Genomic DNA, 24,397 nt, shown 5'->3' with positions numbered 1-24,397 from the left:
ATTAATGGAGTTCAAAGGCTCATTAATGGAGTTCAAAGGCTCATTAATGGAGTTCAAAGACTCATTAATGAAGCTAAAAGACTCATTAATGGAGCTAAAAAGCTCATTTTAATTAAATCAAAAATTTCGCCTCAGACTATAAGTCTCTTTCTTAAATTACGAATTACGTTAGCGTAGCGAGGCGTAGCCCATTACGAATTACAAATTCATCTCACGACCTTGGTCGCAACAATTGCACAAAGATATCACTCACAGTATGGTCTTTGGTATCGGCGGCGTATTGAACTAATTTTTCCTTCAGTTCTTTAGCAGCATCTAAAGGTAGTAAGTTGACTAGCAAAAAGTACACACCCCGAAAACGGGAGTCGCCCATGTGGTCAATCAGCCGATTTTTTGCTTCATCACTTTCGCCCAGAAAGTTCTGCACTAAAAAGAAATCCATAATCTTGTCGTGGCGGAAATACCATTCTCTCTTGGCTGCACCTGCTTCGTTTTGCCACTGACGGCTGACGACCATTTTATATTTCTCATCTTCTAAAGACTGTACTATCTGGTAAAATTCATCCGCAGGTAGCGCCTGTTCATCGTTCAGCCGCATTTGATAAACAGCATCGGAGAATTTTTTTAAGGGAAATTCCTGGTTCCACTCTTGCAGGTATTCTGCTGCCATCAAATTATATTGCTGTTCTTGCAGGTGAAACAGGTCGGGGTATTCGCCTTGGGAGATCATTAACGCCACAACAGTTAAATCCATTGGGTTAGAGAGAACCCTTTGATTAGCAGCTAATTCCTCAGATGATTGCTGGTTGCTGAGGGCTTGAGCTAAGTAATTATTGCAGGCTTGTTTGTAATCACCACTTTGTACTTTCGCATCTTTGGGCAATCGTGGCTGACGGGTAAGCAAAAATTGCTGAATTTGGGCTTGCTCAAGGGGCTGTAATTTATATATCTTGGCTGTTGAAGGTGGTATCCACTCTAGGGGCTGGGTGGTCATGATGATGTTACCCCGGAAATAGCTTTCGACAAACTGGCAAATTTTAGCTCTGGTGTCAGCTGTGACTTCGTTGAGTCCGTCAATGCAGATATCTAACGCACCACTGTAAATTAAATTCTTGAGAAAATCAGCATCTTGTGCTTGCCCGTGCAGCTTGGCTTGAATTGCTTCAATTACCCCCTTGTCGCATTTGCGGGCTGGTAGATAAACCACAATGCGCGGTGAGGTTTTCACCAAATGGCGGAGAAACATCGACTTACCCAAGCCGGAATCACCTTCTAGAACAATTTGCCCAGTGATGCTGGGTAGCACCTGGGTAATTACTTGGGGTTCTTCTGCACTGGGAACTTTCACTTGAGATTCTGGGAAGTATGTTTGGGGGTTAAAATTATCTAACCCGGCATCGGCTAACAGCGAAGGCTTGAACGGTTCAAATAACTTGCGGCGGAAAAAGGGAATCCAAGCGAGGAGAAAGCCGACGTAGCCCACGCCTAAGATGCGCCTTACCCAAGGGTTCCAGAAGAAGATGGCTTGAACTTGGGGAAATTTGGGATAAGCGAAGATGAGGAGAAGCCAAAAAGCAGCATGAATTAAAATCGTCATTCTAGCGTTGAAAAACCACTGCCAACCCTTGAGGTTAACTATTATCGATTGCAGTGAATCAGCTTCGTTGTATCCGGCGTTTTTGAGATTGTTGTAGTGAGTATTTAAGATGCCAATATCTTGTGGTTGCCAAGAGAGTTTTCTCGCAACTACAGCGATTTGCTTTGCTAAATCTTCTCGTAATCGTTCCAAATCTCGACTCGGTTCCCAGGCTTGAGCAAAGATTTTAAGAGTTTTATCACCGCGATCGTGGGTTAATTGATGAGGAATCGTTTTGGTGTCAGGAAAACCCAGCCATGTAAGCAGTGTTTTGACTTCATCAGTGCCGCCACCCAGGAAATAGCTTAAAAACCGCCACTGTTCAAATTCTGATTGACCTGCATAATAGATGCTATCCAGAATTACAACAACATTATTCAGATTGAGTTGTTCTATCTTTCCCAATGCCGATGCTGCACTGTAACGAACATCTTTGTCAACGGTTTTATCCTTGAGGAAGTCGAGGATGTCTTTGATGTAGGATTTGGCTGTCTCTCCCAGATTTCCCAATGCTGATACTGCAATGGAACGAACATTTGAGTCAACGGTTTTATCCTTGAGGAAATCGAGGATGTCTTTGACGTAGGGTTTGGCTGCCTCCCTCAGATTTTCCAATGCTGATGCTGCACCGTAACGAACATATTTGTCAGCGGTTTTATCCTTAAGGATTTGAGCGATGTCTTTAACGTAGGGTTTGGCAGTTTCCCCCAGATTTCCCAATGCTGATGCTGCATCGGAACGAATATAGGGGTCAACAGTTTTATCCTTGAGGAAGTCGAGGATGTCTTTGACGTAGGGTTTGGCAGTTTCCCCCAGATTTCCCAATGCTGATGCTGCACCAGAACGAATATAGGGGTCAACGGTTTTATCCTTGAGAATGTCAGCGATGTCTTTGACGTAGGGTTTGGCAGCCTCCCCCAGATTTTTTAATGCATAAGCTACACTGGAACGAACATCTTTCTCAACGGATTTATCCTTGAGGAAGTCGAGGATGTCTTTGACGTAGGGTTTGGCAGTTTCCCCCAGATTTCCCAATGCTGATGCTGCACCTCTACGAACATTTGAGTCAACGGTTTTATCCTTGAGGAAGTCGAAGATGTCTTTAACGTAGGGTTTGGCTGCCTCCCCCAGATTTCCCAATACCACTGCTGCATCTCTACGAACATATTTGTCAACGGTTTTATCCTTGAGGATGTCAGCGATGTCTTTGATGTAGGGTTTGGCTGCCTCCCCCAGATTTCCCAATGCCGATGCTGCACTGAAACGAACAATTAAGTCAACGGTTTTATCCTTGAGGAAGTCGAGGATGTCTTTGACGTAGGGTTTGGCTGCCTCCCCCAGATTTCCTAATGCCGATGCTGCACCTCTACGAACATTTAAGTCAACGGATTTATCCTTGAGGAAGTCGAGGATGTCTTTGACGTAGGGTTTGGCTGCCTCCCCCAGATTTCCCAATGCCGATGCTGCACCAGAACGAACATTTGAGTCAACGGATTTATCCTTGAGGATGTCAGCAATGTCTTTGACGTAGGGTTTGGCTGCCTTCCCTAGATTTCCCAATGCCGATGCTGCACCGGAACGAACATCGGATTCAACGGTTTTATCCTTGAGGATTTTGGCAGCTTTCTGAGCAATATCTTCCGATTTCTTATCCAGAAATTTTAAATCTTTGAGATCATATTCAACTAATTTGTTGAATGCATACCCCTTTACTCCGTTATGTCCATCATCAAGGGCAGCAACGATACCGTTAATCTGCCACGCTTCTGGCTTGGGCTTAGGCTGTTCTTTCGCGCTTACCCAAAGCAGGGCGAGGAGGAGAGTCAACAGCAGGATAAAGGGAAAAATGAAAAAGGGCGACGATCGCTTTTTAATTATGGAAAGATGCATTAGTATAATTGATAATTTATTTATAAATAAAGGCTTTTTCTGCCCTTTGTTTGGTAAAGAAAGAAAAGGGAGTTAGGTTTTTTACTAGTCAAACAGGAACCGCTACAGTTATCTTTTTACCGCCTGATAACTCAACCTAGCTAGAAATGGAATATTAATGTAAATACTACAGGAATTTAAAAAGATACGCCCAGAGTATAGTATTGGGTTTCCCTGACCAATGGTGCGTAGGCGTAGCCCGTCGTAGACATCGCCTATTCAAACCACTGCACGAGATAATAACAATACCTCGTTCAATTGTTGGCGATCGTCAATGTCCTTTGATAACCTCTGCAAACTACTGTCCGAAAAACATCCTGCTACCTTTGCCAGTTGGGTATTAGGAACACCACAAACTTATGTCAAAGTTCTCAAAAACGAATTGAGCATTGAACTGATTCGCGCTGATTATGTCACATTTTTACAGCTACAAGGACGCATTCTCTACCTGGAATTTCAAACCAAACTAGAATCTACGCTACCCCAAGCTTTGTTGCAAACAGTTGTAGAAAAAGTTAATCAACTTGAGCCAAGACAACGACCAGAAATTCCCGCTTACACCCAAATCTTAGCGGGGTTAAAATACAATCAAGACTTGATTCGACAATTATTTCGGGAGGGTATGATGCGCGAGTCAGTAATTTATCAAGAAATTCTCGCTGAAGGCGAACAACGCGGCGAACAACGAGAAAGAGCGCTCATTCTCCGTCAACTCACTCGCCCTGTGGGAGAATTACCCCAAGAGGTGCTAGACCGGATTGAAACTCTTTCCTTAGAAGAATTAGAAAATCTCGGTGAAGCATTGTTAGATTTTCAGGCGATGCCTACGGCGGTAAACTACGCGGATTTAGAAACCTGGTTTAGGACATTAGACGTAGGAGTGAAAATGACGTAGATACAATTTATGAATTATGCCTACCAAGGATTTTGGGCAACGCATAATTAATTTCACTCCTATGTCTATTAGATGAATTTTTCCATTTGAGCCAATGTCTAATGGCGCTAGGGGAAAAATAGTTTTAAAAGAACAAAAGCGAGTTGAGCTTGTCAGATTGCCACATTAAAGCTCAATTAACTTGAAGCCCCAAGGTTTCAAAGCTGCTAGAGCTATTTCTTCACTTACGCCTTCATAAGCCTCCCATTCCAAGGGATGCTCTTTAGGATGTCCGTCGCCGACATTACCTGCAACTTTAATGATCGGACAGTTGGCGATGCGATCGCGTTCCAGCCCTTTTGGAACTACTAGTTGGATTTTGTGACCAATAAATTTCGCTGTACTTTCTTCAGCGACAGATTCACGAATTAAACAAATATCACCAGCAGTCCCCCAAGTAGTTTGGTAGATGTGGAGGAATGATATATAGGTTGCTGGTTTGATCGCTCTTTTTATAACGTGCATTATCTGTAATCCTTACACTATGAGTCAAAAATCATAAATCATATAAGTATTTTCTATCACGTTCGTAGGGAAGAATGTTCTTAACTCACATTTTGCACCTAGCCCAGGCGATTAAAAACCGCCTGGTGGAAGATGTAATACCATTTCACTTTAAGGTTGATACATTTAGGTAAGCAGGGGGGCAGAGGAGAAAATATTTGTATCTTTCATTTGGTGAAATGGTATAAAGCTCAAAAGACGATAATTGCCCACATACTAACTCCCAACCCAATTGCTGCTAGGTGTTGCCAAAGGAGCGATAGTTTCGCTAACCCCTTTGGTATACCCACTGATTGCTTGGCAATTTTTTGCGTTAATAACATAGTCAGCAATACGGAGAAAATTATCGTTGTACCTTGCAAAAAGGCAATCACAGCTGGGTGAGCAACTAATATTGGCAATTGTTCGCCACTCAAACCAAGAGTCGCAAAGGTCACGGGTAAAATCCGCCCGCCTTCGCCTAAGCCCAAACGTAGATAGTGAGCCAAGTTGCCTCCCAATACTAATGGTAGGTAGCCGTAGGCGAGTTCTACAAACGATCGCGGCTTACGGTTAAAATTGAACACTTGGATCGAGCCATAAACCGCGAAGGTAAAAGCCGCTGGAATAATTAACACTAGCAGCGATAATCCCAAGTGCTGCCAAAACTCAGTTAAATCTAGTTGCAGCCCCAACCAAGATTGCAATTCTGGTAAACGATGGAGATATATACCACCCAACAGCAAAAACAATAATGCTACTTCATAAGTGCGGGGTACATGAGTTGTCCACAGTTCAATACCAGGGGGACGCAAGTTGAACTCAACGGAACGATGAGGACAGGCTTTGAGGCAAGTCATGCACAGTACGCAATCTCGGTTATCTTCTAACTGCGCTGGGTGTGAGTATAAAGGACATCCATTCGTTTCTAGCCCTTCGCCTTTTTGCGGCCCACCTTTATAACACTGATAAGTGGTGCAACTGGCAGAACAAATACCTTGCTGTGCCCGGAGTTCCGTCATTGAGAGTTTGGCAAATAAACCATTCATCCCGCCGATGGGACACAGATATCGACACCAAAACCGTCGCTCAAAAAGAGCCGAGAAAATCATCGCCCCAGCAGTAATTAACAGCAGCAAACAAGCGCTGAGATAAGCTGTATTTTCTAAATGCCAGAGTTCTTCCCATAAGAAAATTAGGGTAAATAACCCAAACATAAACCATCCGCCCCATTTCTCAGCTTGTTCTCTCGGCCAGCGTTTGAGTTTTCGAGGCCACAGCCACAGAGATAACTTTTGGGTAATTTCCCCATAAATCATGAACGGACAAACAGAACACCAGACACGACCCAAAAAGGGAAAGAGAAATAAGAAGAAAGGCCACCACCAAGCCCAAAATAGATTTAATACGAAATTGCGATCGCGGGTTTGCGGCCCAATAAATAATACTGCCACAATAATCGCAAAAGCCGTTGCAGTAAAACCATAATTAATGCGATCGGGCCACCAGGGACTACGTAAAAACCACCGTAAACGAGGAGAGGCATTTAACAGATTTACCCGAAATCGTTTTTTCTTCGTTTCGGCTGGCCAGAAAATTTCTTCTGTTAATTCATTCGCACCCTCCGCTTGCGCGATCGCTCTTTCAACCAGATTTTTCAATTCTTTGAGGTTCCCAGGAAAATCATAAGACTGGAGGCGACGCACAGCTTCTGGGGTAATGTGCGGTTTCGGAACGCCTCTAGCCCGAACGTAGAGACTTGTATAATATTCAACCTGTGTCTGAATATCGGCTTTCCGTACTCGTAGCGGTGGGACTTTAATAATGTGACCAATACAGCGTTCAATTGTCGGCTGAGTTTTTTCTGAAACAATCAAAATTCTGGCTTTACTGGGGCGAGGTTCAGGTGCTGGTTCTGCAGAACGAGCCACGGGGGTATATGTGCCAGTTTTGAGCAACTGCGTCATGGGAGGTAATAATTCTTCGGGCAATTCTTGGATGTTGTTGAGAACTAAAGTGCCTTCCCCCAACCATTCCAACAGTCCTGGTTTGCCGCCAGCGCGACCAAATAAATCTGCACCGCTAGTTTGGAGAATACCACAATTTACTTTAATAATTGGTTCTCGTCGTTTGGGAGAACCAAAATGGATCAGGGCTGCTATATTGTCTTTTTCTAACCCTGGTTCTCCGAAAATATCCACTGATTTGCGGTCAGCGGCCGCTTCTCGAATATGCTCCCGCAGCCGCACAGCATAGCGACTTGTACCGACAATTCCCCGTTGCGCCTTGGTGACTAAATATGGCCGCAAGGCAATAGAACGTTCTTGTTCATAGCCAAGTGCAGATGTTACCTGAGCTAATTCTTGAGCCAATTGACGCGAAAAAGCCTGAGCAATTTCGGGGTATTGAGTGACTAATTCCCGAAATTTAGCAGCAGGTACAACCCACAAGTGACATTCGGTTACTGTAGTAATTGTGAATGGAGTTAATTCTTCCAACAGCAATTCTTTGAGTTCAATCACTGCACCGGGGAGAAATCCACAATCTAAAGCTGGGTTGCTTTGATTGGTGGTTTTGCTTTCGAGTTGACCTTCTACAAGAATATAAAGGGCTTCTGGAGAATTGCCTTCACTAACTAAGTCAGTTTCGGCACTCACTACTTGTTCTTCAATTACTTGAGCGATCGCATTTAATACTTCAGGTGAGAGTATTCCTAAAGCCGTCCGTTCTTGTAGCCATATAACCGTTTCTGGAGATGTCATATTAAGTTCTCCCTGTAGCCTGCTGTATAACAAGAATTATCCCTGAAAGGGTATGTCAAAATATCTATATAGCAATCCTAAATGAGATTGTGAAAATTTTTATTATGGTCGTCCTTGGTCAAAAGTCCTCTCTTACAAAGTTCTGATGCCTACGGGGGGCTACGCCAAGGAAGGAAACCTCCGCTCAGACTTTGCGTTTTGTCATTTGTGACTACAACGGACAAATGACTAATAGACCTCTTGCACGAATACAAAACTAGCCCTCATCCCCCAACCCCTTCTCCCAAAATTGGGAGAAGGGGAGACAATTTCAAAGTCCCTCTCCCAAGCTTGGGAGAGGGATTTAGGGTGAGGGCTTTTGATTCATGCAAGAAGTCTAATAACTAATGACAGCCAACTCCAAAAATATTTCACAAATGATTTAGGACTGCTATATTCAGTTCTTGTGCATTAATACACAATGTGCAATAGACTTCTTGCATAAATCACAAATAAAAACCCCACCCCTTAATCCCCGATTTATCACCACATCTTTCAAAACTGCGCTTGTGCAGAGGAGCAGGGAGGATTGACTTTGACCAAGAGTTTGAGCCTTAACTGAACAGTACTGTCTCTTGACCTGCAATGGCATTGCATCGACTGACAATGGCATTGTATCGACCAACAATGGCATTGCATCGACCAACAATGGCATTGCATTGACTAACAATGGCATTGCATTGACTAACAATGGCATTGCATCGACTAACAATGGCATTGTATCGATTGCGTTTCCCAGCTTATTTGTCTTTATAGTGAACGATACCCTTGCTCAAGTAGACTCTACTTAAGTCCACTAAACAACGAATGGGCAAACAAAGCGGCTTGAGTGCGATCGCGTAAACTCAAGCGACTGAGAATATTAGTAACATAGTTCTTAACAGTGTTTTCTGAAAGAAACAGCGATTCGGCAATTTCACGGTTATTGGCTCCACAAGCAATTAACCGCAATACATCTAATTCTCTGGGTGTGAGTTGCGCTAATTCTGGAGGGGGTTGCACAGATGGGACAGGTGCGGCAATCGGCGTGAGTGCTTTCTCAAACAATCCCGGGCCGAGTAGGGTTTGTCCCTTGTAGACAGATCGAATTGCCAACATTAATTCATCTGGTTCGGTGTCCTTGAGCAAATAGCCCTTTGCACCCAGCCGCATCGCCTGGAAAACATACTCATCATCATCAAAGGTGGTGAGGACGAGAACCTTAATGTTGGGATATTGTTGAGCGATCGCTTTTGTGGTGGCAACTCCATCCATTATGGGCATTCGGATATCCATTAGCACGATATCGGGTTGCAATGCGGCAATCTGTTCGAGTGCCCGTTGCCCATTCTCCGCCTCACCAATTACCTGCATCTGGGCATTCGACTCAAGCATACTCTTAAGTCCCTGGCGAATCAGATGCTGATCGTCAACTAATAAAATCCGAATCATAAGCTAAAACACCAACAGCTTTGAGAGTGGCAAAGAAACAGAAATACAGCAACCTGTTCCTAGTTGACTGTGGAGATTCAACTGCCCGCCCAGTGCAACCGTCCGTTCTCGCATCCCTTGTAATCCAAACCCGGTTGTATTTTGAGTGGGGTTAAATCCTTTACCATTATCTTCGATTGACAGATGAATCATTCCAGCGTAAGCCAGAAGTTTAACGGTGACATTCGTCGCCTCGGCATGTTTGCAAATATTTGTCAGCGATTCTTGCACAATGCGGTAAAGGGCGGTGTTTACTTCTGTTGGTAAAGTGTACGGGAGATCAATTTTACAGGATGGTTTAATACCTGTGGTTTGCTGAAAATCTGTCAACAGCTTTTCAATGGATGATTTGAGAGATTGCCCTTGCAAAGGATTTGAACGCAAAACCGAAAGCGATCGCCGAATTTCTAGCAGCGCCTCAGCCCCCAGTTCTTTTGCCTGTTTGAGAAATGTCAATGCTTTGTCATTATTTGATTGCCAAAACAACAGAGTATTATTAATTTGAATGGTTTGAGCGGCGAGAGTGTGTCCTAACCCATCATGAATTTCGCGGGCAATTCGGTTGCGTTCCTGCAAGGTTGCCTGATCTTCAATCCGTAGTGCATACTGGCACAGTTGTTGATTGGTGATCTCTAATTGCTGATGAGCAATTTCTAACTGCTCTCGACTTTGGCGTTCTGCAAGCAGGGCATTAATTAACAATAAAGCGAATACTAACGTTAAGCTAAACAATAATATATTACTTAATCGCCAATCCCAGGACATGGCGATCAGCTTATCTGGCATAAAATTCTCAGGTACAATCGGTCTTGACAAAAGCAGTGTTCCATAAGAAAGCAGAGATAAAATCAAGACAGCCAACTGTCCCGATCGCTTAAATATGAGACAACTCCGCATCACCAGTACCAGACACAGCAGGAAAACGGAGCGAGTCGATAAAATATGTTGAGTTGCTGGTAGCAAAATTAAACCGAATTCCAGGGCTGTATAAATTAATTTGCTTTCCAGCTTAACCATTGGTAGCCTCAAACCCATCAAGCTGAAAGTGGCGATCGCCAGAACTCCTAGCGGCAAAGACCAGGATAACTGAAACGGCAGCAGAACTTCCATGAACACTGCCGTGGCTAATAACAGCCACTCTAAGTAAAGCAACAGACGGAAAGATGGGTAGGTCAAGCTAACCATAGAACTGTTCCAACTCAATGGTCTTTGTAACAAAACCATAGGTATTTTCACTATTTTAGAGAGAAATATTGCATTGGGGGCTGGGGATTGGGGATTGGGGATTGGGAAGATTTGAATGGGAATTCAGATTTATAGGGAAATATTGTACTGGGGACTAGGGGATTGGGGACTAGGGATTGGGGATTGGGGATTGGGAAGATTTGAATGGGAATTCAGACCCCAATCAAATCTTACTCATATTTTCTTCCCCAGTACCCAGTACCCAGTCCCCAGTCCCTAATCCCCATTACTCCTCTATATAACGAATCTCTCTTTAGTCTCGATAGAGCCGTTCCGACTAATTAATTATTTCTAAATTAGGAAAAAAGTCACAATAAATTGAGTACTTTTTTACTGGTCAGGTTAGGAATTCTAGCTCATGTGCAAACTCATTCCAACTTCTAAGATTAGCTGGTGTGAGTAAAGCAGCAACTTTTTAAACATCTTCTCACCGAAATTGAATTAGAACAGTCCGATTACACACAGCAAAAACAAGAGGAGTAAATGATTAAAAAACAGATAATTTTACCAACCCTACTACTTGCAACTATCCTAATTGGAGGAATGACAGGTTGCAGCAGTTCTAAATCTCCAGATGTCTCTCAAGGGAACGATTCTGGCACAAAGGTATCTGATACTTCTACAACGAACTCTCCAGCAGCGAATACGCCAGAACGCGCTCATAAGCGCGAAGAAATTCGCAAGCAAGTTGAGGCCGTTCTCACCCCCGATCAGGTAAAGGAATTGTCAACAAAATTACAAAAAGGCGAAAAAATGCGTAAAGCAGTATTCAGCCTGAATCTTACCGCTGAACAAAAGACTAAAATTCAGGATATTTTTAAGACTGCCTATCCCCACCGTAAAGGAAAATCTCAAGATAATTCCTAGTAGTTTTATCAAAACAGAATTCAGAAGGAATTATTTGTTACTGAGGTATTCAGCCTTTCATTGATTGGATTCTGAATTCTAGATTATTCTTCAATAATTAAAGTATGTTTAAACAAAAATTGCTCGTCAATATAGAACTGGCTGTTATAGCCGCAATCCTTGCAGGAACTAGTTTATACACTTCTAAAGCTTTAGGTAAACCACAACCTAGCTCTCAAAAACTGGTGGATGAGGTATGGCAAATCCTAGATAAAAATTATGTTGATGTCAGCTTTAACCATCAAGATTGGCAAGCAATTCGCCAGCAGTATATTAGCCGTTCCTATAGTTCCAAGAAACAGGCTTATGGAGCAATTCAAGAAATGGTGGCGAAATTAGGCGATCGCTACACCGAGTTTTTTGACCCACAAGAATTTAAAGCCCTAAATAACGATATTTCTGGCAATCTCAGTGGTGTAGGGCTGGAACTGGCAGAGAATCAAAAAACTAAAGCCTTAACCGTTGTCGCCCCTATTCAAGGAACCCCTGCTTTTAAAGCGGGTATTTTGCCGGACGATGTAATTGTCCAAATTGACGGTCAAAAAACTCAGGGGATGAAAATTGATGATGCGGTGAAGCGGATTCTCGGCCCGGTGGGAACCAAGGTAGTACTCACGATTCAACGGGGTAGCCAATCGCAAACTTTCAAACTTACTCGCGCCAATATTGCGATCCATCCTGTAACTTACAACACGCAAACCACAGCAGCAGGTAAGATTGGTTACATTCGTTTGCCAGAGTTTACGCAAACTGCCCCCGCACAGATGCATCAGGCAATTCAAGCATTAGAAAAACAACAGGTGCAGGGTTACGTTTTAGATTTGCGTTCCGATCCAGGTGGACTGCTGGAAGCGAGTTTGCAAATTGCCAGTATGTGGTTGAAGCAAGGGGCGATCGTATCTTTGGTAAATCGAGATCGAGTGAAAGAAAGCTACGATGCATCGGGACATCCTCTTACCGACAAACCCTTAGTGATACTGGTTGATAAGGGATCTGCTAGCGCCAGCGAAATTCTGTCGGGAGCGCTGCAAGATGACAATCGTGCCACCTTAGTAGGGACTCGCACCTTCGGTAAAGGTTTAGTTCAAGCCGTAGAGCCACTAGAGGATGGTTCCGGGCTGAAACTAACGATCGCTAAATACTATACACCGAAAGGTCGAGATATCAATCATGTCGGCATTGCCCCAGATATTAACGTGGCATTAACCGAGGCACAGCAGAAAGCTTTAGTGCAAAACCAAACTTTGGGGACATTAGCCGATCCTCAGTATGCTAGCGCCGTTGCTGACCTGAGCAAATTGATTCAGTCTGGAGGCAATCATCTGAGTTTGCAGCGTGGGGAATAAGTACTGTCGTCAACAAGTCATCGTAATTCGTAATTCGTAATTAAATTATGATTGCAACTCTGAATTAATCGAATCACGAATTATTCTGTCAGGAACTGTAGTTTTCTATCATGCCAACCCGCAAAGCCCAACGACTTGAAGTTTGTGAACCAGTCCCAGGTCTGCAAATCCTAGTTCAACTTAGTAACACTCCTTTAGTACGGACAGTCATAGCTGTTGTTACCCACCATCAGCTAGCGATCGTTGGGTTTGTATTTGTTACCACCTTGGTTTTTTCGATCCGGGAAAACGCCCCCTGGCTGACAGTACCTAAACAGGTAGCGATTGAATTCTTTTCTGCTGTATCCCAGTCCCTAGCTGCTTTATTGGGGGTGTTAATTGTTTTCCTCACCTTTACTAGTCAGTTGATCGCTCAAAGGAGATATGAAGACTACTATACACTTCAGATTCAGATTGACCAACTTATTCGTCTAACTCAGTCTCTTCCCCCGGAACTCAGTAATTTTGATAAAACTCTGATCGCACTGATTAACTATTTAGTTCCCTTGCATTTAAAAGATTTCCCAATCTGGTCAACTAGCTCTCAGGTGCTACCTTGGGACAAACTTTTAGATAATTTCAAGAATGAACATGAATTGACGCAAGTGCAGCAACAATGCTCTTTAGCTACCCATCTGCACCAACAACAAATTTTACTGGTCATCAATAACATGGAAGAAATCCTGGAAAGATTTTCCAGGCTTTACAATCGCATCCTAGAGATGAGCCGTTTCATTCTTGCGATTATCAAGTTGTCTTTTCTGTTGGGAGTTTCTCTCGTGTTTTTGCTGTTATTTGGCATTATCGATTTGCAAAGGAAGTTTCCCGATCTCAGCCTACCTGTAATTGTTTCTCTAGCAATTTGGGTATTGATTGCTCTTTTGGAGCTAGTACTTGATACCTGGTTTTTTTATAAAAACCTCTATGGCTCATCGAGTCACTATCTGCGTTTTTTCCCAAATAAAAAATATCCTAATTAATAAGCAGAGGCTAACTTACCATGAGTAACTTAACATTCTTAGACACTAAATCTAGTAACACCACCAAAGCATCTCAATTTACAACTGATACAGTACGTGCTTATCTTCAAGAAATTGGGCGGATACCTCTATTAACCCAGGAGCAAGAAGTTTTTTTTGCCCAACAAGTTCAGCAGACGATCAAAATACTTGCTGAATCCGAAAAACTGACTGTTGAATTAAAGCGGACACCTACACTGTCAGAATGGGCTGACCAGATGCAGTTAAGCGAACAAGAACTACTTCAAAAGCTAAATCAAGGGAAAAAAGCCAAGCAGAAAATGATGGCGTCTAATCTCCGGCTTGTGGTGTCAATTGCCAAGCAATATCAAAGACGTAACTTAGAGCTGATGGACTTAATTCAAGAAGGTACTTTGGGTTTGGAGAGAGGGATTGAGAAATTCAATCCGGCTCTAGGATACAGATTTTCAACTTACGTTTACTGGTGGATTCGTCAAGGAATTACCAGAGCGATCGCCCAACAAGGACGTGCAATTAGATTACCCATTCATATCAATGAGAAGTTAAATAAAATTAAGCGCGTTCAGCGAGAATTATCTCAAAAACTGGGTCGCGTTGCTACCACTACGGAAATTGCTCATGCACTTTCTTTAGAGCCTAGTCAAATTCGAGAATATCTAACTTTGGCTCGTCAAACTATCTCTCTCAATCTCCAAGTTGGTTCAGACAGAGATGTAAAGTTAGAAGATTTAATCGAAGATTACAGATATTCAGAAAATGGCTATACCACTGAGCAATATCTCAATCAGGAAGTTGAAAGCTTGTTATCAAGTTTGTCTAAACAACAACAAGAAATCTTAAACTTACACTTTGGTTTGATAGATGGAAATAAACTTTCTCTAGAACAGATTGGTCAGCGCATGGGTATTAGTCGCGAACGAGTCAGACAGATAGAAAAACAAGCTCTCCAACTTCTATATGGGCAGCTAAAAAGTAATAAGTAAACACAGGTAATACCAATTCAAAATTCAAAATTCAAAATTAAGAAAGCCAGACATAACAAAGGTATGTCCGTATGTATCTGTCGCATTCTTTTTTCAAATTGGTATAAAAAACCAAGTATTTAATTAAGATTATAAAATATTTTGCATATGATTACTTAAAAAATATTATTTGTTTGATTTGAAATCGACAAAATCATCATTATTTGACAAGGCAGATCGAGCAAACTGTAAAAAACTAATTATTCAGATGTGCCTTTTCAAATGAAATTAGTATCAGCTAGAGTTGAGGTGTAAAGGATTTCACGGTTTTTAATTAACTAAAATGCATTGGGGGTTCTGATGAACCATGATATTTCTAACGATTTGACTGAGAATAGTATAAAACCAGAGCTACCGCGATCGCCAAAAAAGAAAAAGATTCGTTTGGTCCTTTTGGGGGTGATATTGCTGGCTGGGCTGGGTTTTTTGGGTATTTATACAGGTGCAGCCAAATCAGACAAAGCTGAAAAATCTGGGCGTAATAAACAGCAAGTAACACCTGTAACTGTGGCAATGGTGACACAAAAAACGGTTCCGATACAATTGCAAGCGATCGGTAATGTGCAATCGGGGTCTACGGTAGCGATTACACCTCAAGCTAGCGGACGGATTATTGGAGTTTATTTCAAGAAAGGTCAAGATGTGAAAAAGGGACAACTTTTATTTACCTTGGATGACCGATCGCAAGCTGCTGCAATCCAGCAAGCCCAAGGAATTGTAGCAAAAGACCAAGCCTCGGTACAACAAGCTAGAGATACATTAACTAGAGATTTGGGTCAGGTAGACCAAGCTAGGGCGACTTTAGTCAAAGACCAAGCCTTGGTGCGACAAGCCCAAGCGACCTTGGCCAAGGATCAAGCCCAAGCACAATTTGCTCAAGGACAGAGCGATCGCTATAGTGCGTTGTATAAGAAGGGCGCTATCAGTTTAGATCAAGCACAGCAATACGTTTCCAATAGCAAATCGGCGACAGCAACACTACAAGCAGATCGAGAAGCGATCGCTAATGCTGAGGCTGTTTTGAAAAGCGATCGAGTGGCGCTGACTAATGCTGGTGCTGTCGTTAAAGGGGATCAAGCTGCGATCGCTAATGCTCAGGCTGTTGTCGTTTCAGACCAGGGAGCATTAGACAATAGCAAAGTGCAATTATCTTACGCCAAGATTTATGCGCCGATTGATGGTCGCGCTGGCAATATTCTGGTGACTCTGGGCAATGTGGTGCAAGCTAATAGCACGACTCCACTAGTAACCATCAGCCAAATTCGCCCGATTCAAGTTGCTTTTTCCATTCCCGAAACAAATCTACCCCAAGTACAAAAGTATATGCAGAATGGCAAGCTGAAGGTAGATGTGACGTTCCCCAACGATCAAACTCATTCCGTGCCAGGTACTTTGACATTTGTCAATAATACGGTCGATAACACCACAGGGACAATTCAACTAATTGGCGACTTTGACAACACTCAGGGACATTTGTTTCCCGGTCAATTTGTGAACGCAACGCTAACGCTGACGGAACAACCGAATGCAACGGTTGTTCCCAGTCAAGCCGTGCAGAATGGGCCGGATGGACAATTTGTTTTTGTAGTTAAGCCAGACATGACGGTGGAAAATGTTCCAGTTACAGTTAGCAGCACCATTAATGGACTAGATGTGGTTGAGAAAGGGCCGCAACCAGGCGATAAAATTGTCACCGATGGTCAAGCGAATCTGGTTTCGGGGAGCAAAATCCGCGTCAAAACAGCCGGCAATAACCCTAATGCAGGTGAAAATTCCTCGAAGTCTAGAAGAGAAAGGGGGGCAGGGGGCAGGGAGCAGGGGGGAGAATCCCCGAAGTCAGGCGGAGGTGAATCATGAACCTCTCAGAACCATTTATCCGCCGCCCAATCATGACGACTCTGGTGATGACGGCGATTTTGATCTTCGGTTTCATGAGTTATCGCTTGCTGCCAATCAGCGATTTACCAAGTGTAGATTATCCGACAATTCAGGTAAGTGCCGCCCGACCGGGAGCCAGCCCGGAAACAATGGCAGCATCGGTTGCCCGTCCTTTAGAAAAGCAATTTTCCAGTATTGCTGGACTCGATTCGCTCAACTCAACTAGCACTCTGGGACAGACTCAAATTACCCTGCAATTCAACCTGAGCCGCAACATTGATGATGCAGCGCAAGATGTGCAAGCCGCGATATCGGGAGCATCGGGGCAAATTGCGACGGATTTACCCAATCCTCCGACTTACAGTAAGGTTAACCCCGCAGATCAACCGATTCTCTACCTTTACCTAGACTCTCCCACGCTGCCCCTTTCCCAGGTAGATAATTATGCCGAGACTTATCTGGCGCAAAAGCTATCTACAATCAATGGGGTGGCACAGGTAGCCGTCTATGGTTCCCAAAAATATGCAGCTCGAATTCAACTCGATCCGCAGCAATTGGCAGCACGCCAAATTGGGCTAGATCAGGTGGCAACGGCGATTCAACAAGGTAACGTCAATTTACCCACCGGCAGTCTTTCGGGAAATCACAAGAATTTTACAGTCCAAACCAACGGGCAACTTGAGGATGCGGCTGCTTATCGCCAGTTGATTGTGTCTTATAAAGATGGAATGCCTATCTATCTCAATCAACTGGGTAGGATCGTTGACAGTGTAGAAAATGACAAGGTAGCAAGCTGGTACAACAATACTCGCGCCATTATTCTCACCATTCAAAGACAGCCCGGAACCAATACAGTACAAGTCGTAGACACGATTAAGAAATTACTCCCAAATTTGCAAGAGCAGATTCCGGCATCCGTGGAAATTGGGATTCTCTATGATGCTTCTCAGTCAATTCGAGATTCAGTAGATGATGTCAGATTTACATTGATTCTGACGATCGCTCTAGTTATCTTAGTGATTTTCCTATTTTTGCGGAACCTATCAGCGACGGTGATTCCCAGTTTGGCATTACCCGTTTCGCTGATTGGCACTTTTGCCGTGATGTATTTGCTGCACTACTCACTAGATAACTTGTCACTGATGGCGTTGACCCTTTCGGTGGGCTTCGTCGTGGATGATGCGATCGTCATGCTAGAAAATATTGTCCGTCACATGGAAATGGGGGAACGTCCGTTAGAAGCGGCGTTAAATGGGTCGAGAGAAATTGGTTTCACAATTTTATCGATGACCCTTTCTTTGGTTGCAGTGTTCATCCCGATGTTGTTCATGAGTGAAGTACTGGGACGATTATTTCATGAATTTGCTGTAACGATCGCAGTTGCAATTCTCGTATCTGGTTTTGTGTCTTTGAGTCTGACTCCGATGTTGTGCAGTCGTTTTCTGCGTCCTGTAGACCATGCTAATCAAAGTCGGTTATATCAAGCTTCCGAATATGTCTTCGATCGCTTCCTGGCTCTGTATGATTGGAGTCTCAAAAAAGTCTTAAAATATCACCGTACCACGATGATTTTATCTGTCTTTTTATTGGCGGTGACAGTTGGGTTGTTGGTGGTAGTTCCCAAAGGCTTTATTCCTAGTGAAGATACCGGACAAATTACAGGTATTACCCAAGCAGCCCAGGATGCATCCTTCGATAATCTTGTCCAGCATCAGCAGACAGTTGCTAACCTGATTCGCCAAGACCCAAATGTAGATGCGGTCAACTCCAATATTGGGGCAGGAGCGAGTGCTAGTGGCAGTGGGGCAGCAGTTGCAGCCAATTCCGGGAGTTTGTTTATTCGGTTAAAACCGCGATCGCAGCGCCAACTTGGGGCTGACGAAATCGTGCAAAATTTACGAACCAAACTCGCCACTGTTCCAGGCATCCAAGTGTTCTTACAAAATCCCCCAGCGATTCCCATTGGCGCTCAACAAAGCACAGGACTTTATCAAGTTGCACTCCAGAGTTCTGATGTCAAACCCTTACAGAAGTATGTTCCCCAACTTGTGATCAAGATGAAGGAAATGACAGAACTCCAGGATGTCAACAGCGATTTACAATTTGCTTCCCAGATTCAAATTGACATTGACCGCGATAAAGCCTCAACTTATGGGATTACTGCCGAGCAAATCGAAAATACCCTGAGAAATGCCTACGGTTCTTACCAAGTGTCAACCATCTATGCAGCGACCAATGAGTATCAGGTGATTTTGGAATTAGCACCCCAGTATCAACAGGATATCAACGCTCTGTTGACATTGTACATTAACTCCAGCACAGGAGTGGCAGTACCACTGAAGACATTCGCCAAACTTTCTCAGGGAGTCAGCCCGTTAATGGTCAATCATAACGGTCGGATGAACGCCGCCACTATTTCCTTTAACCTCGCTCCCGGTGTTTCCTTGGGAAATGCCAACCAAAAAATTGCAGAACTAATCGATCGGGTGATTCCTGCCAGCATTAGCACCAGCTTTCAGGGCGCAAGCCAGGTATTTCAAAGTTCACTGCCGAGTTTGGGTTTATTATTAGCGATCGCCATCTTAGTAATTTATCTGATTTTGGGCGTTCTCTATGAGGATTTCATTCACCCGATTACGATTCTTTCCGGTTTGCCTTCAGCAGGTTTTGGGGCATTGTTAACGCTGATATTATTCCATGTCGAACTCAATGTTTATTCCTTCATCGGCATAATTCTCTTAGTGGGCATCGTCAAGAAAAACGGGATCATGATGGTGGACTTTGCAATCGTTGCCCAGCGAGAAGAATTGAAAAAACCCTCTGAAGCAATTTATCAAGCCTGCTTGGTGCGCTTCCGCCCGATTATGATGACGACGATGGCAGCATTAATGGGAACCTTACCCATAGCGATCGGATTTGGGGCTGGTTCCGAATCCCGCCGTCCTTTAGGTATTGCAGTTGTAGGCGGGCTAGTGTTTTCTCAGATATTGACCCTGTATTTAACACCCGTGTTCTATATCTACATGGAATCATGGCGGAAAAAGCTCAGTCAAGTTAAATTCCGTCGGATATTTTCATTTTCAGATGAGCGATCGTGATGTTTAACAAGCAATATAGCCTTACGAATTACCAATTACAAAATAGCAGCACACTAAAATTTAGATATTAGCGTTTCTGGAATAATTAGACTATGACTTTAGCAATAGAACAAGAAATTCCTCCCTTAAGTGAAGATGCAACAGGTGCAATTCGAGTAGGTAAGACAAGGGTTTTGCTAGAACTGGTGATTCGTAGCTTTCAAGATGGTGCATCCCCTGAATCTATTGTTGGGCGTTACTCATCCTTGTCATTATCCGATGTATACCTGACTATTGGCTATTACCTTCGACATCGAGATGCTGTAGAAGCATACCTCGATCGACGTGAACAGTTAGCTGAATCTGTTCATCAACGTTTTTCAAATATTCAACCTGATTTGAGCCTAATTCGTTCTCGCTTATTAGCCCAGCAATAATATTAAAAATGTCAATGTTGAAGTTATTGAGCAATGAAAATTTCAATGGCGATATTGTGCGAGGACTATTTCTGCGTCAACCGAATCTTGACTTACTTCGCGTTCAGGATGTTGGTTTGCAGGAAGTAGATGACCCAGCAATCTTAACTTGGGCAGCAGCGAGCGATCGCATACTCCTCACTCATGACCCAGAGCAAATGTTGAGTTTATTCGTAGTGAGCGATCGGATGCCGATTAGACAAGCAATTAACGAATTGCTGTTGCTGGTTAATTACAGCGATCAGTCTGAGTGGAAAGGGATTGTCCTATATTTGCCCTTATGAAATATAAACCCAAAACAAAATAGTTAAGCATTTCTTTCTTCTCTCTGCGTTCTCTGCGCCTCTGCGGTTCGTCACATCCCCATCACATTTCTGGGAGAACAAAACTCATGAACCTTTCAGAACTCTTTATCCGTCGTCCAGTCATGACCACCCTGGTAATGATGGGTATCCTCATTTTCGGTCTCATGAGTTATCTACTGTTACCCATCAGTGCCCTACCCAACGTTGAATATCCTTTTATATCTGTCTCTGCTAGTCTCCCTGGTGCCACCCCCGAAACAATGTCATCTTCCGTCGCCGCACCCCTAGAAAGACAGTTTACCGAAATTGGCGGACTCAATTCCTTCAATTCCACCAGTTCCACAGGCAGCACCAACATTTCCCTACAATTTGACTTTAGCCGCAGAGTGGAAGATGCCGCCAAAGATGTGCAAGCAGCCATCTCCGCCGCCGCCGGACAACTACCCGCCGGAATGCCTCACCCCCCCACCTACCGCAAAGTTAACCCCTCTGTCTCACCGGTTCTCTACCTCTATATGTATTCTGAGACACAGCCAATCTCGACAGTAGATGAATACGCAGAGGTAACAGTTGGTCAGCCCATCTCGATGATTGATGGTGTTGCTCAGGTACAGGTCTATGGTCAACAGCAATATGCAATCCGCGTCCAGCTCGATCCGCGAGAGTTGGCATCGCGGGGAATTGGTCTAAATCAGGTGAAAACTGCAATTCAACAGGGAAATGTCAACTTGCCAACCGGCAGTCTCTCTGACACTTATAAAACCTATACGATTCAGGCGAATGGTCAACTCACCGATGCTGCCAGCTATCGCCAGCTAATTGTAACTTACAAAAATGGTGCGCCCGTGCGGCTCCAGGATTTGGGTCAGGTAATTGACAGCGAACAAAACGTCAAAGTCTCGAATTTGTATAGCGATCGCAAGGTGACAAACCGCCATTCTGTTGTTCTGGCTGTACAACCGCAACCGGGAGCCAACACTGTAAATATCGTTGATGCCATCCAGGAACTTTTACCTACACTCCGCGAACAAGTTCCCAAATCCATTGAGATGGGGATTATGTACGATCGCTCCCAAACAATCCGAGCTTCTGTCAATGATGTGAAATTTACCTTAGTTCTCTCGGTTTGTCTAGTTGTCTTGGTAATTTTCCTATTCTTGCGTGACATCACTGCTACCCTAATTCCCAGTTTGGCGCTACCTGTAGCGATTATTGGCACTTTTGCTGTCATGTATCTGTCGGGCTTTTCCCTAGATAACCTCTCCCTGATGGCGTTGACCCTTTCTGTAGGCTTTGTGGTGGATGATGCGATCGTTGTGTTGGAAAATATCGTTCGTTATCGGGAAATGGGCGAATCTCCCCTAAACGCGGCATTGAAAGGATCGAGGGAAATCAGCTTCACAATTTTATCAATGACCCTCTCCCTAGTGGCGGTGTTCATCCCGATTATGTTTATGAGTGGAATAATCGGTAAATTATTTCATGAATTTGCCGTGACGATCGCTGTGGCAATTTTGGTTTCGGGTTTTGTTTCCCTCAGTCTCACCCCCATGTTGTGCAGTCGCTTTCTGAGTTCACATCAGCAAAGACCAAATCTGCTATATCGAGTCTCAGAAGGGGCATTTGATTTACTACTGCGGGGATATGATTGGACGCTCAAGCCCGTTTTAAAATACCGCCTGATGACATTGATTGGTTCTGGCATTCTGCTGGTAATGACCGTTTATTTGTTCGTCATCGTTCCCAAAGGATTTATTCCAACCGAAGACACCGGACAACTAATGGCGAACACCAAAGGAGCGCAAGATATTTCTTTTGATGATATGCTGCGTCACCAGCAAACGGTTGTTGACATTATTCGTAAAGATCCCAACATTGAAGCAGTTGACTCAATTGTGGGTGCAAGTGGCCCGAACGGTTCAGTCAACGGTGGGCGAATTACGATTCGGCTTAAACCACGTTCTCAACGTCAACTGAGTGCTGACCAAATCATTCAAGAACTGACCCCCAAGTTGAGACGTACAACTGGGATTAAGACATTTCTCCGCTCTCCGTCAGCCATTCCCATCGGTGGTCAACAAACCAATTCTACTTATCAGTTCACGTTGCAGAGCTTGAATTTACAAGACTTGCGCCAATACGTTCCTAAACTTGTAGATAAAGTCAAAACCCTACCAGGACTCCGGGACGTTGACAGCGATTTACAACTCAGCACTCCCCAAATCCAAGTCCAAGTTGACCACAACAAAGCTGCAACCCTTGGCATTACCGCCCAACAAGTTGAACAAACCCTCAGCGCTGCTTATGGTTCTAGCCAGATTTCCACTATCTATACTCCAAATGACCAATTCTATGTAATCTTAGAAGTGAAACCGGAGTTTCAGCGAGATCCCAACGCTCTATCGCTACTATATGTGCAATCGAGTACTGGGAAACTGGTTCCTTTGAGTGCGATCGCTAATATCACTCAAAATGTCGGCCCTCTCACTGTCACTCACGTTGCTCAACTCCCCTCTGCAACTATCTCTTTTGATACGCTCCCAGGAACATCTCTAAGTCAAGCTACAGATACTATCAAACAAGCAGCCAGGGAGGTGTTACCCTCAACAATTACCCCCAGCTTTCAGGGTTCAGCCCAGACTTTTCAACAGTCCTTCAATGATTTAGGCGTGCTGTTGTTGGTGTCTATTGTAGTCATCTATTTGATTCTCGGTATTCTCTATGAGGATTTCATTCACCCAATCACCATTCTTTCCGGTCTGCCTTCAGCGGGTTTTGGCGCATTACTAACGCTGCTGATTTTCCAGGTTGATTTAAATCTTTACTCTTTCATCGGCATTATTCTGTTAGTGGGCATCGTCAAGAAAAACGGTATTATGCTGGTGGATTTTGCCATTGAAGCCCAGCGAAAGGAAGGAAAAAATTCCTTTGATGCCATTTATACTGCTTGCTTGATTCGCTTCCGTCCGATTATGATGACGACGATGGCAGCTTTGATTGGAACACTCCCCATTGCTTTGGGAACAGGAGTAGGTTCAGAAGCGCGTCGTCCTTTAGGGATTGCGATCGTGGGTGGATTGCTGTTCTCTCAGATATTGACTCTCTATCTGACTCCAGTGTTTTACATTTACATGGAGACATGGCGGAAAAAGCTGAGTATGCAAAATCAAAAAGTTAAAAAAAAGCATCTACCAGCAGTTAAAAGTTAATCATAGTTTTTGATAAAACCGAGCATGAGTAAAGCGATCGTTTAGCTCGACTTTATCCATTTTCCCTTTGGGCGATCATAAAGGTACGCGATCGCTAAAAAATGCGGGTTTTGCTGCATACATAATATCAATTTAAAAAATGATTGCTACAGATGTAGGTTGGGTTTCGTCCCTCAACCCAACATTTCAAAGTCTTGTATTTGTTGGGTTAAACGAAGTGAAACCCAACAAATACATCTGTTTCATTCTTTTCTGGAATTGGTATAGGACTCATATTTGATTTCTGAAATACACGTAGGATGCGTTAGCCTTTGGCGTAACGCACCAGTTAACGATTTAGGTGCGTTAGGCTACGCCATAACACAACGCCAGTCCGCTCAAGTCGGGAAACCCGCCCACGCAGCTGGCTCCCCTACAGATACTTAGATTTTTTCATAAATCAAATCTGATTCCTATATAACATTTACAGCTATTTTCAGGTAAATAGACGACGCGGTAGGGGCACAGCATTGCTCATTGGTGTCAACTTAAGAAAAAATCTGCTTTGAGTGGACGTTTTGCCCTCATCCCCTAACCCCTTCTCCCAAGTTGGGATTCGGGGAACTAGAGAATTTGCTCCCCTCTCCCAATTTTGGGAGAG

At 43.7% G+C, this 24,397-nt stretch carries 17 protein-coding genes; 12 read left to right on the top strand and 5 right to left on the bottom strand.

The features are described 5' to 3' along the window. Positions 1-211 precede the first annotated feature (211 nt). A complete protein-coding gene (locus V7K41_RS10270) occupies positions 212-3,526 on the bottom strand; it encodes a HEAT repeat domain-containing protein (protein WP_334847767.1) in 3,315 nt (1,104 codons plus the stop codon). Positions 3,527-3,839: 313 nt separating this feature from the next. Between V7K41_RS10270 and V7K41_RS10265 the strand changes: the two genes are divergently transcribed. Beyond that, positions 3,840-4,460 (top strand): DUF4351 domain-containing protein, encoded by a 621-nt coding sequence (locus tag V7K41_RS10265; RefSeq protein ID WP_334847766.1) that lies wholly within the window; start codon positions 3,840-3,842, stop codon positions 4,458-4,460. A gap of 165 nt (positions 4,461-4,625) precedes the next feature. Here V7K41_RS10265 and V7K41_RS10260 read toward each other — a convergent pair whose 3' ends face one another. Both V7K41_RS10260 and V7K41_RS10255 read right to left on the bottom strand, forming a co-directional pair. Next, on the bottom strand, positions 4,626-4,964 hold the full coding sequence (locus V7K41_RS10260) for a hypothetical protein (RefSeq protein ID WP_334847764.1): 339 nt from the start codon (positions 4,962-4,964) through the stop codon (positions 4,626-4,628). A 230-nt stretch (positions 4,965-5,194) separates the two neighbouring features. Continuing rightward, a complete protein-coding gene (locus V7K41_RS10255; RefSeq protein WP_334847762.1) occupies positions 5,195-7,744 on the bottom strand; it encodes a sigma 54-interacting transcriptional regulator in 2,550 nt (849 codons plus the stop codon). Positions 7,745-8,358: 614 nt separating this feature from the next. Between V7K41_RS10255 and V7K41_RS10250 the strand changes: the two genes are divergently transcribed. Continuing rightward, a complete protein-coding gene (locus V7K41_RS10250) occupies positions 8,359-8,574 on the top strand; it encodes a hypothetical protein (RefSeq protein ID WP_334847760.1) in 216 nt (71 codons plus the stop codon). Here V7K41_RS10250 and V7K41_RS10245 read toward each other — a convergent pair. Beyond that, positions 8,567-9,214 carry a response regulator transcription factor gene (locus V7K41_RS10245; protein ID WP_334847758.1) on the bottom strand — a complete coding sequence of 216 codons (648 nt, stop codon included), beginning with the start codon at positions 9,212-9,214 and terminating at the stop codon, positions 8,567-8,569. The two genes, V7K41_RS10250 and V7K41_RS10245, sit on opposite strands and share 8 nt — an antisense overlap. 3 nt (positions 9,215-9,217) lie before the next feature. Continuing rightward, a complete protein-coding gene (locus tag V7K41_RS10240; protein WP_334847757.1) occupies positions 9,218-10,438 on the bottom strand; it encodes a sensor histidine kinase in 1,221 nt (406 codons plus the stop codon). Between the two features lie 543 nt (positions 10,439-10,981). Between V7K41_RS10240 and V7K41_RS10235 the strand changes: the two genes are divergently transcribed. The 10 genes from V7K41_RS10235 (at position 10,982) to V7K41_RS10190 (ending at position 24,183) form a co-directional block, all read left to right on the top strand. After that, complete coding sequence (locus V7K41_RS10235; protein WP_334847755.1) at positions 10,982-11,365, top strand: hypothetical protein; 384 nt, start codon at positions 10,982-10,984, stop codon at positions 11,363-11,365. A gap of 104 nt (positions 11,366-11,469) precedes the next feature. After that, the gene (locus V7K41_RS10230) at positions 11,470-12,750 is read left to right on the top strand and encodes a S41 family peptidase (protein WP_334847753.1); all 1,281 of its coding nucleotides are present in this window, start codon (positions 11,470-11,472) and stop codon (positions 12,748-12,750) included. Positions 12,751-12,860: 110 nt separating this feature from the next. Then, positions 12,861-13,769 (top strand): hypothetical protein, encoded by a 909-nt coding sequence (locus V7K41_RS10225; RefSeq protein ID WP_334847751.1) that lies wholly within the window; start codon positions 12,861-12,863, stop codon positions 13,767-13,769. A gap of 20 nt (positions 13,770-13,789) precedes the next feature. Beyond that, positions 13,790-14,773 (top strand): RNA polymerase sigma factor, RpoD/SigA family, encoded by a 984-nt coding sequence (locus V7K41_RS10220; protein WP_334847749.1) that lies wholly within the window; start codon positions 13,790-13,792, stop codon positions 14,771-14,773. A 339-nt stretch (positions 14,774-15,112) separates the two neighbouring features. Next, complete coding sequence (locus tag V7K41_RS10215) at positions 15,113-16,669, top strand: efflux RND transporter periplasmic adaptor subunit (RefSeq protein ID WP_334847748.1); 1,557 nt, start codon at positions 15,113-15,115, stop codon at positions 16,667-16,669. Continuing rightward, positions 16,666-19,788, top strand: coding sequence for an efflux RND transporter permease subunit (locus V7K41_RS10210; protein WP_334847746.1), 3,123 nt, complete (start codon positions 16,666-16,668; stop codon positions 19,786-19,788). The genes V7K41_RS10215 and V7K41_RS10210 overlap by 4 nt, the downstream gene beginning before the upstream one ends. Before the next feature lie 92 nt (positions 19,789-19,880). After that, complete coding sequence (locus V7K41_RS10205) at positions 19,881-20,204, top strand: DUF433 domain-containing protein (RefSeq protein WP_334847745.1); 324 nt, start codon at positions 19,881-19,883, stop codon at positions 20,202-20,204. Positions 20,205-20,218: 14 nt separating this feature from the next. Next, a complete protein-coding gene (locus V7K41_RS10200; RefSeq protein WP_334847743.1) occupies positions 20,219-20,527 on the top strand; it encodes a DUF5615 family PIN-like protein in 309 nt (102 codons plus the stop codon). Between the two features lie 107 nt (positions 20,528-20,634). Next, complete coding sequence (locus tag V7K41_RS10195; protein WP_334847741.1) at positions 20,635-23,757, top strand: efflux RND transporter permease subunit; 3,123 nt, start codon at positions 20,635-20,637, stop codon at positions 23,755-23,757. 276 nt (positions 23,758-24,033) lie between these two features. Beyond that, positions 24,034-24,183: a hypothetical protein gene (locus V7K41_RS10190; RefSeq protein ID WP_334847287.1), complete on the top strand. Its 150-nt coding sequence runs from the start codon at positions 24,034-24,036 to the stop codon at positions 24,181-24,183. Positions 24,184-24,397: the final 214 nt, after the last annotated feature.

This window comes from Nostoc sp., from assembly GCF_036917415.1.
Classification (GTDB): domain Bacteria; phylum Cyanobacteriota; class Cyanobacteriia; order Cyanobacteriales; family Nostocaceae; genus Nostoc.
The sequence above is the reverse complement of the archived record's forward strand: the minus strand, read 5'-3'. Positions and strand labels throughout refer to the sequence as shown.

What these genes read in the sequence shown, in the direction of transcription:
- V7K41_RS10270 (WP_334847767.1), bottom strand. Translation starts at nt 3,526, where the DNA reads ATGCATCTTTCCATAATTAAAAAGCGATCGTCGCCCTTTTTCATTTTT.
- V7K41_RS10265 (WP_334847766.1), top strand. Translation starts at nt 3,840, where the DNA reads ATGTCCTTTGATAACCTCTGCAAACTACTGTCCGAAAAACATCCTGCT.
- V7K41_RS10260 (WP_334847764.1), bottom strand. Translation starts at nt 4,964, where the DNA reads ATGCACGTTATAAAAAGAGCGATCAAACCAGCAACCTATATATCATTC.
- V7K41_RS10255 (WP_334847762.1), bottom strand. Translation starts at nt 7,744, where the DNA reads ATGACATCTCCAGAAACGGTTATATGGCTACAAGAACGGACGGCTTTA.
- V7K41_RS10245 (WP_334847758.1), bottom strand. Translation starts at nt 9,214, where the DNA reads ATGATTCGGATTTTATTAGTTGACGATCAGCATCTGATTCGCCAGGGA.
- V7K41_RS10240 (WP_334847757.1), bottom strand. Translation starts at nt 10,438, where the DNA reads ATGGTTAGCTTGACCTACCCATCTTTCCGTCTGTTGCTTTACTTAGAG.
- V7K41_RS10235 (WP_334847755.1), top strand. Translation starts at nt 10,982, where the DNA reads ATGATTAAAAAACAGATAATTTTACCAACCCTACTACTTGCAACTATC.
- V7K41_RS10230 (WP_334847753.1), top strand. Translation starts at nt 11,470, where the DNA reads ATGTTTAAACAAAAATTGCTCGTCAATATAGAACTGGCTGTTATAGCC.
- V7K41_RS10225 (WP_334847751.1), top strand. Translation starts at nt 12,861, where the DNA reads ATGCCAACCCGCAAAGCCCAACGACTTGAAGTTTGTGAACCAGTCCCA.
- V7K41_RS10220 (WP_334847749.1), top strand. Translation starts at nt 13,790, where the DNA reads ATGAGTAACTTAACATTCTTAGACACTAAATCTAGTAACACCACCAAA.
- V7K41_RS10215 (WP_334847748.1), top strand. Translation starts at nt 15,113, where the DNA reads ATGAACCATGATATTTCTAACGATTTGACTGAGAATAGTATAAAACCA.
- V7K41_RS10210 (WP_334847746.1), top strand. Translation starts at nt 16,666, where the DNA reads ATGAACCTCTCAGAACCATTTATCCGCCGCCCAATCATGACGACTCTG.
- V7K41_RS10205 (WP_334847745.1), top strand. Translation starts at nt 19,881, where the DNA reads ATGACTTTAGCAATAGAACAAGAAATTCCTCCCTTAAGTGAAGATGCA.
- V7K41_RS10200 (WP_334847743.1), top strand. Translation starts at nt 20,219, where the DNA reads ATGTTGAAGTTATTGAGCAATGAAAATTTCAATGGCGATATTGTGCGA.
- V7K41_RS10195 (WP_334847741.1), top strand. Translation starts at nt 20,635, where the DNA reads ATGAACCTTTCAGAACTCTTTATCCGTCGTCCAGTCATGACCACCCTG.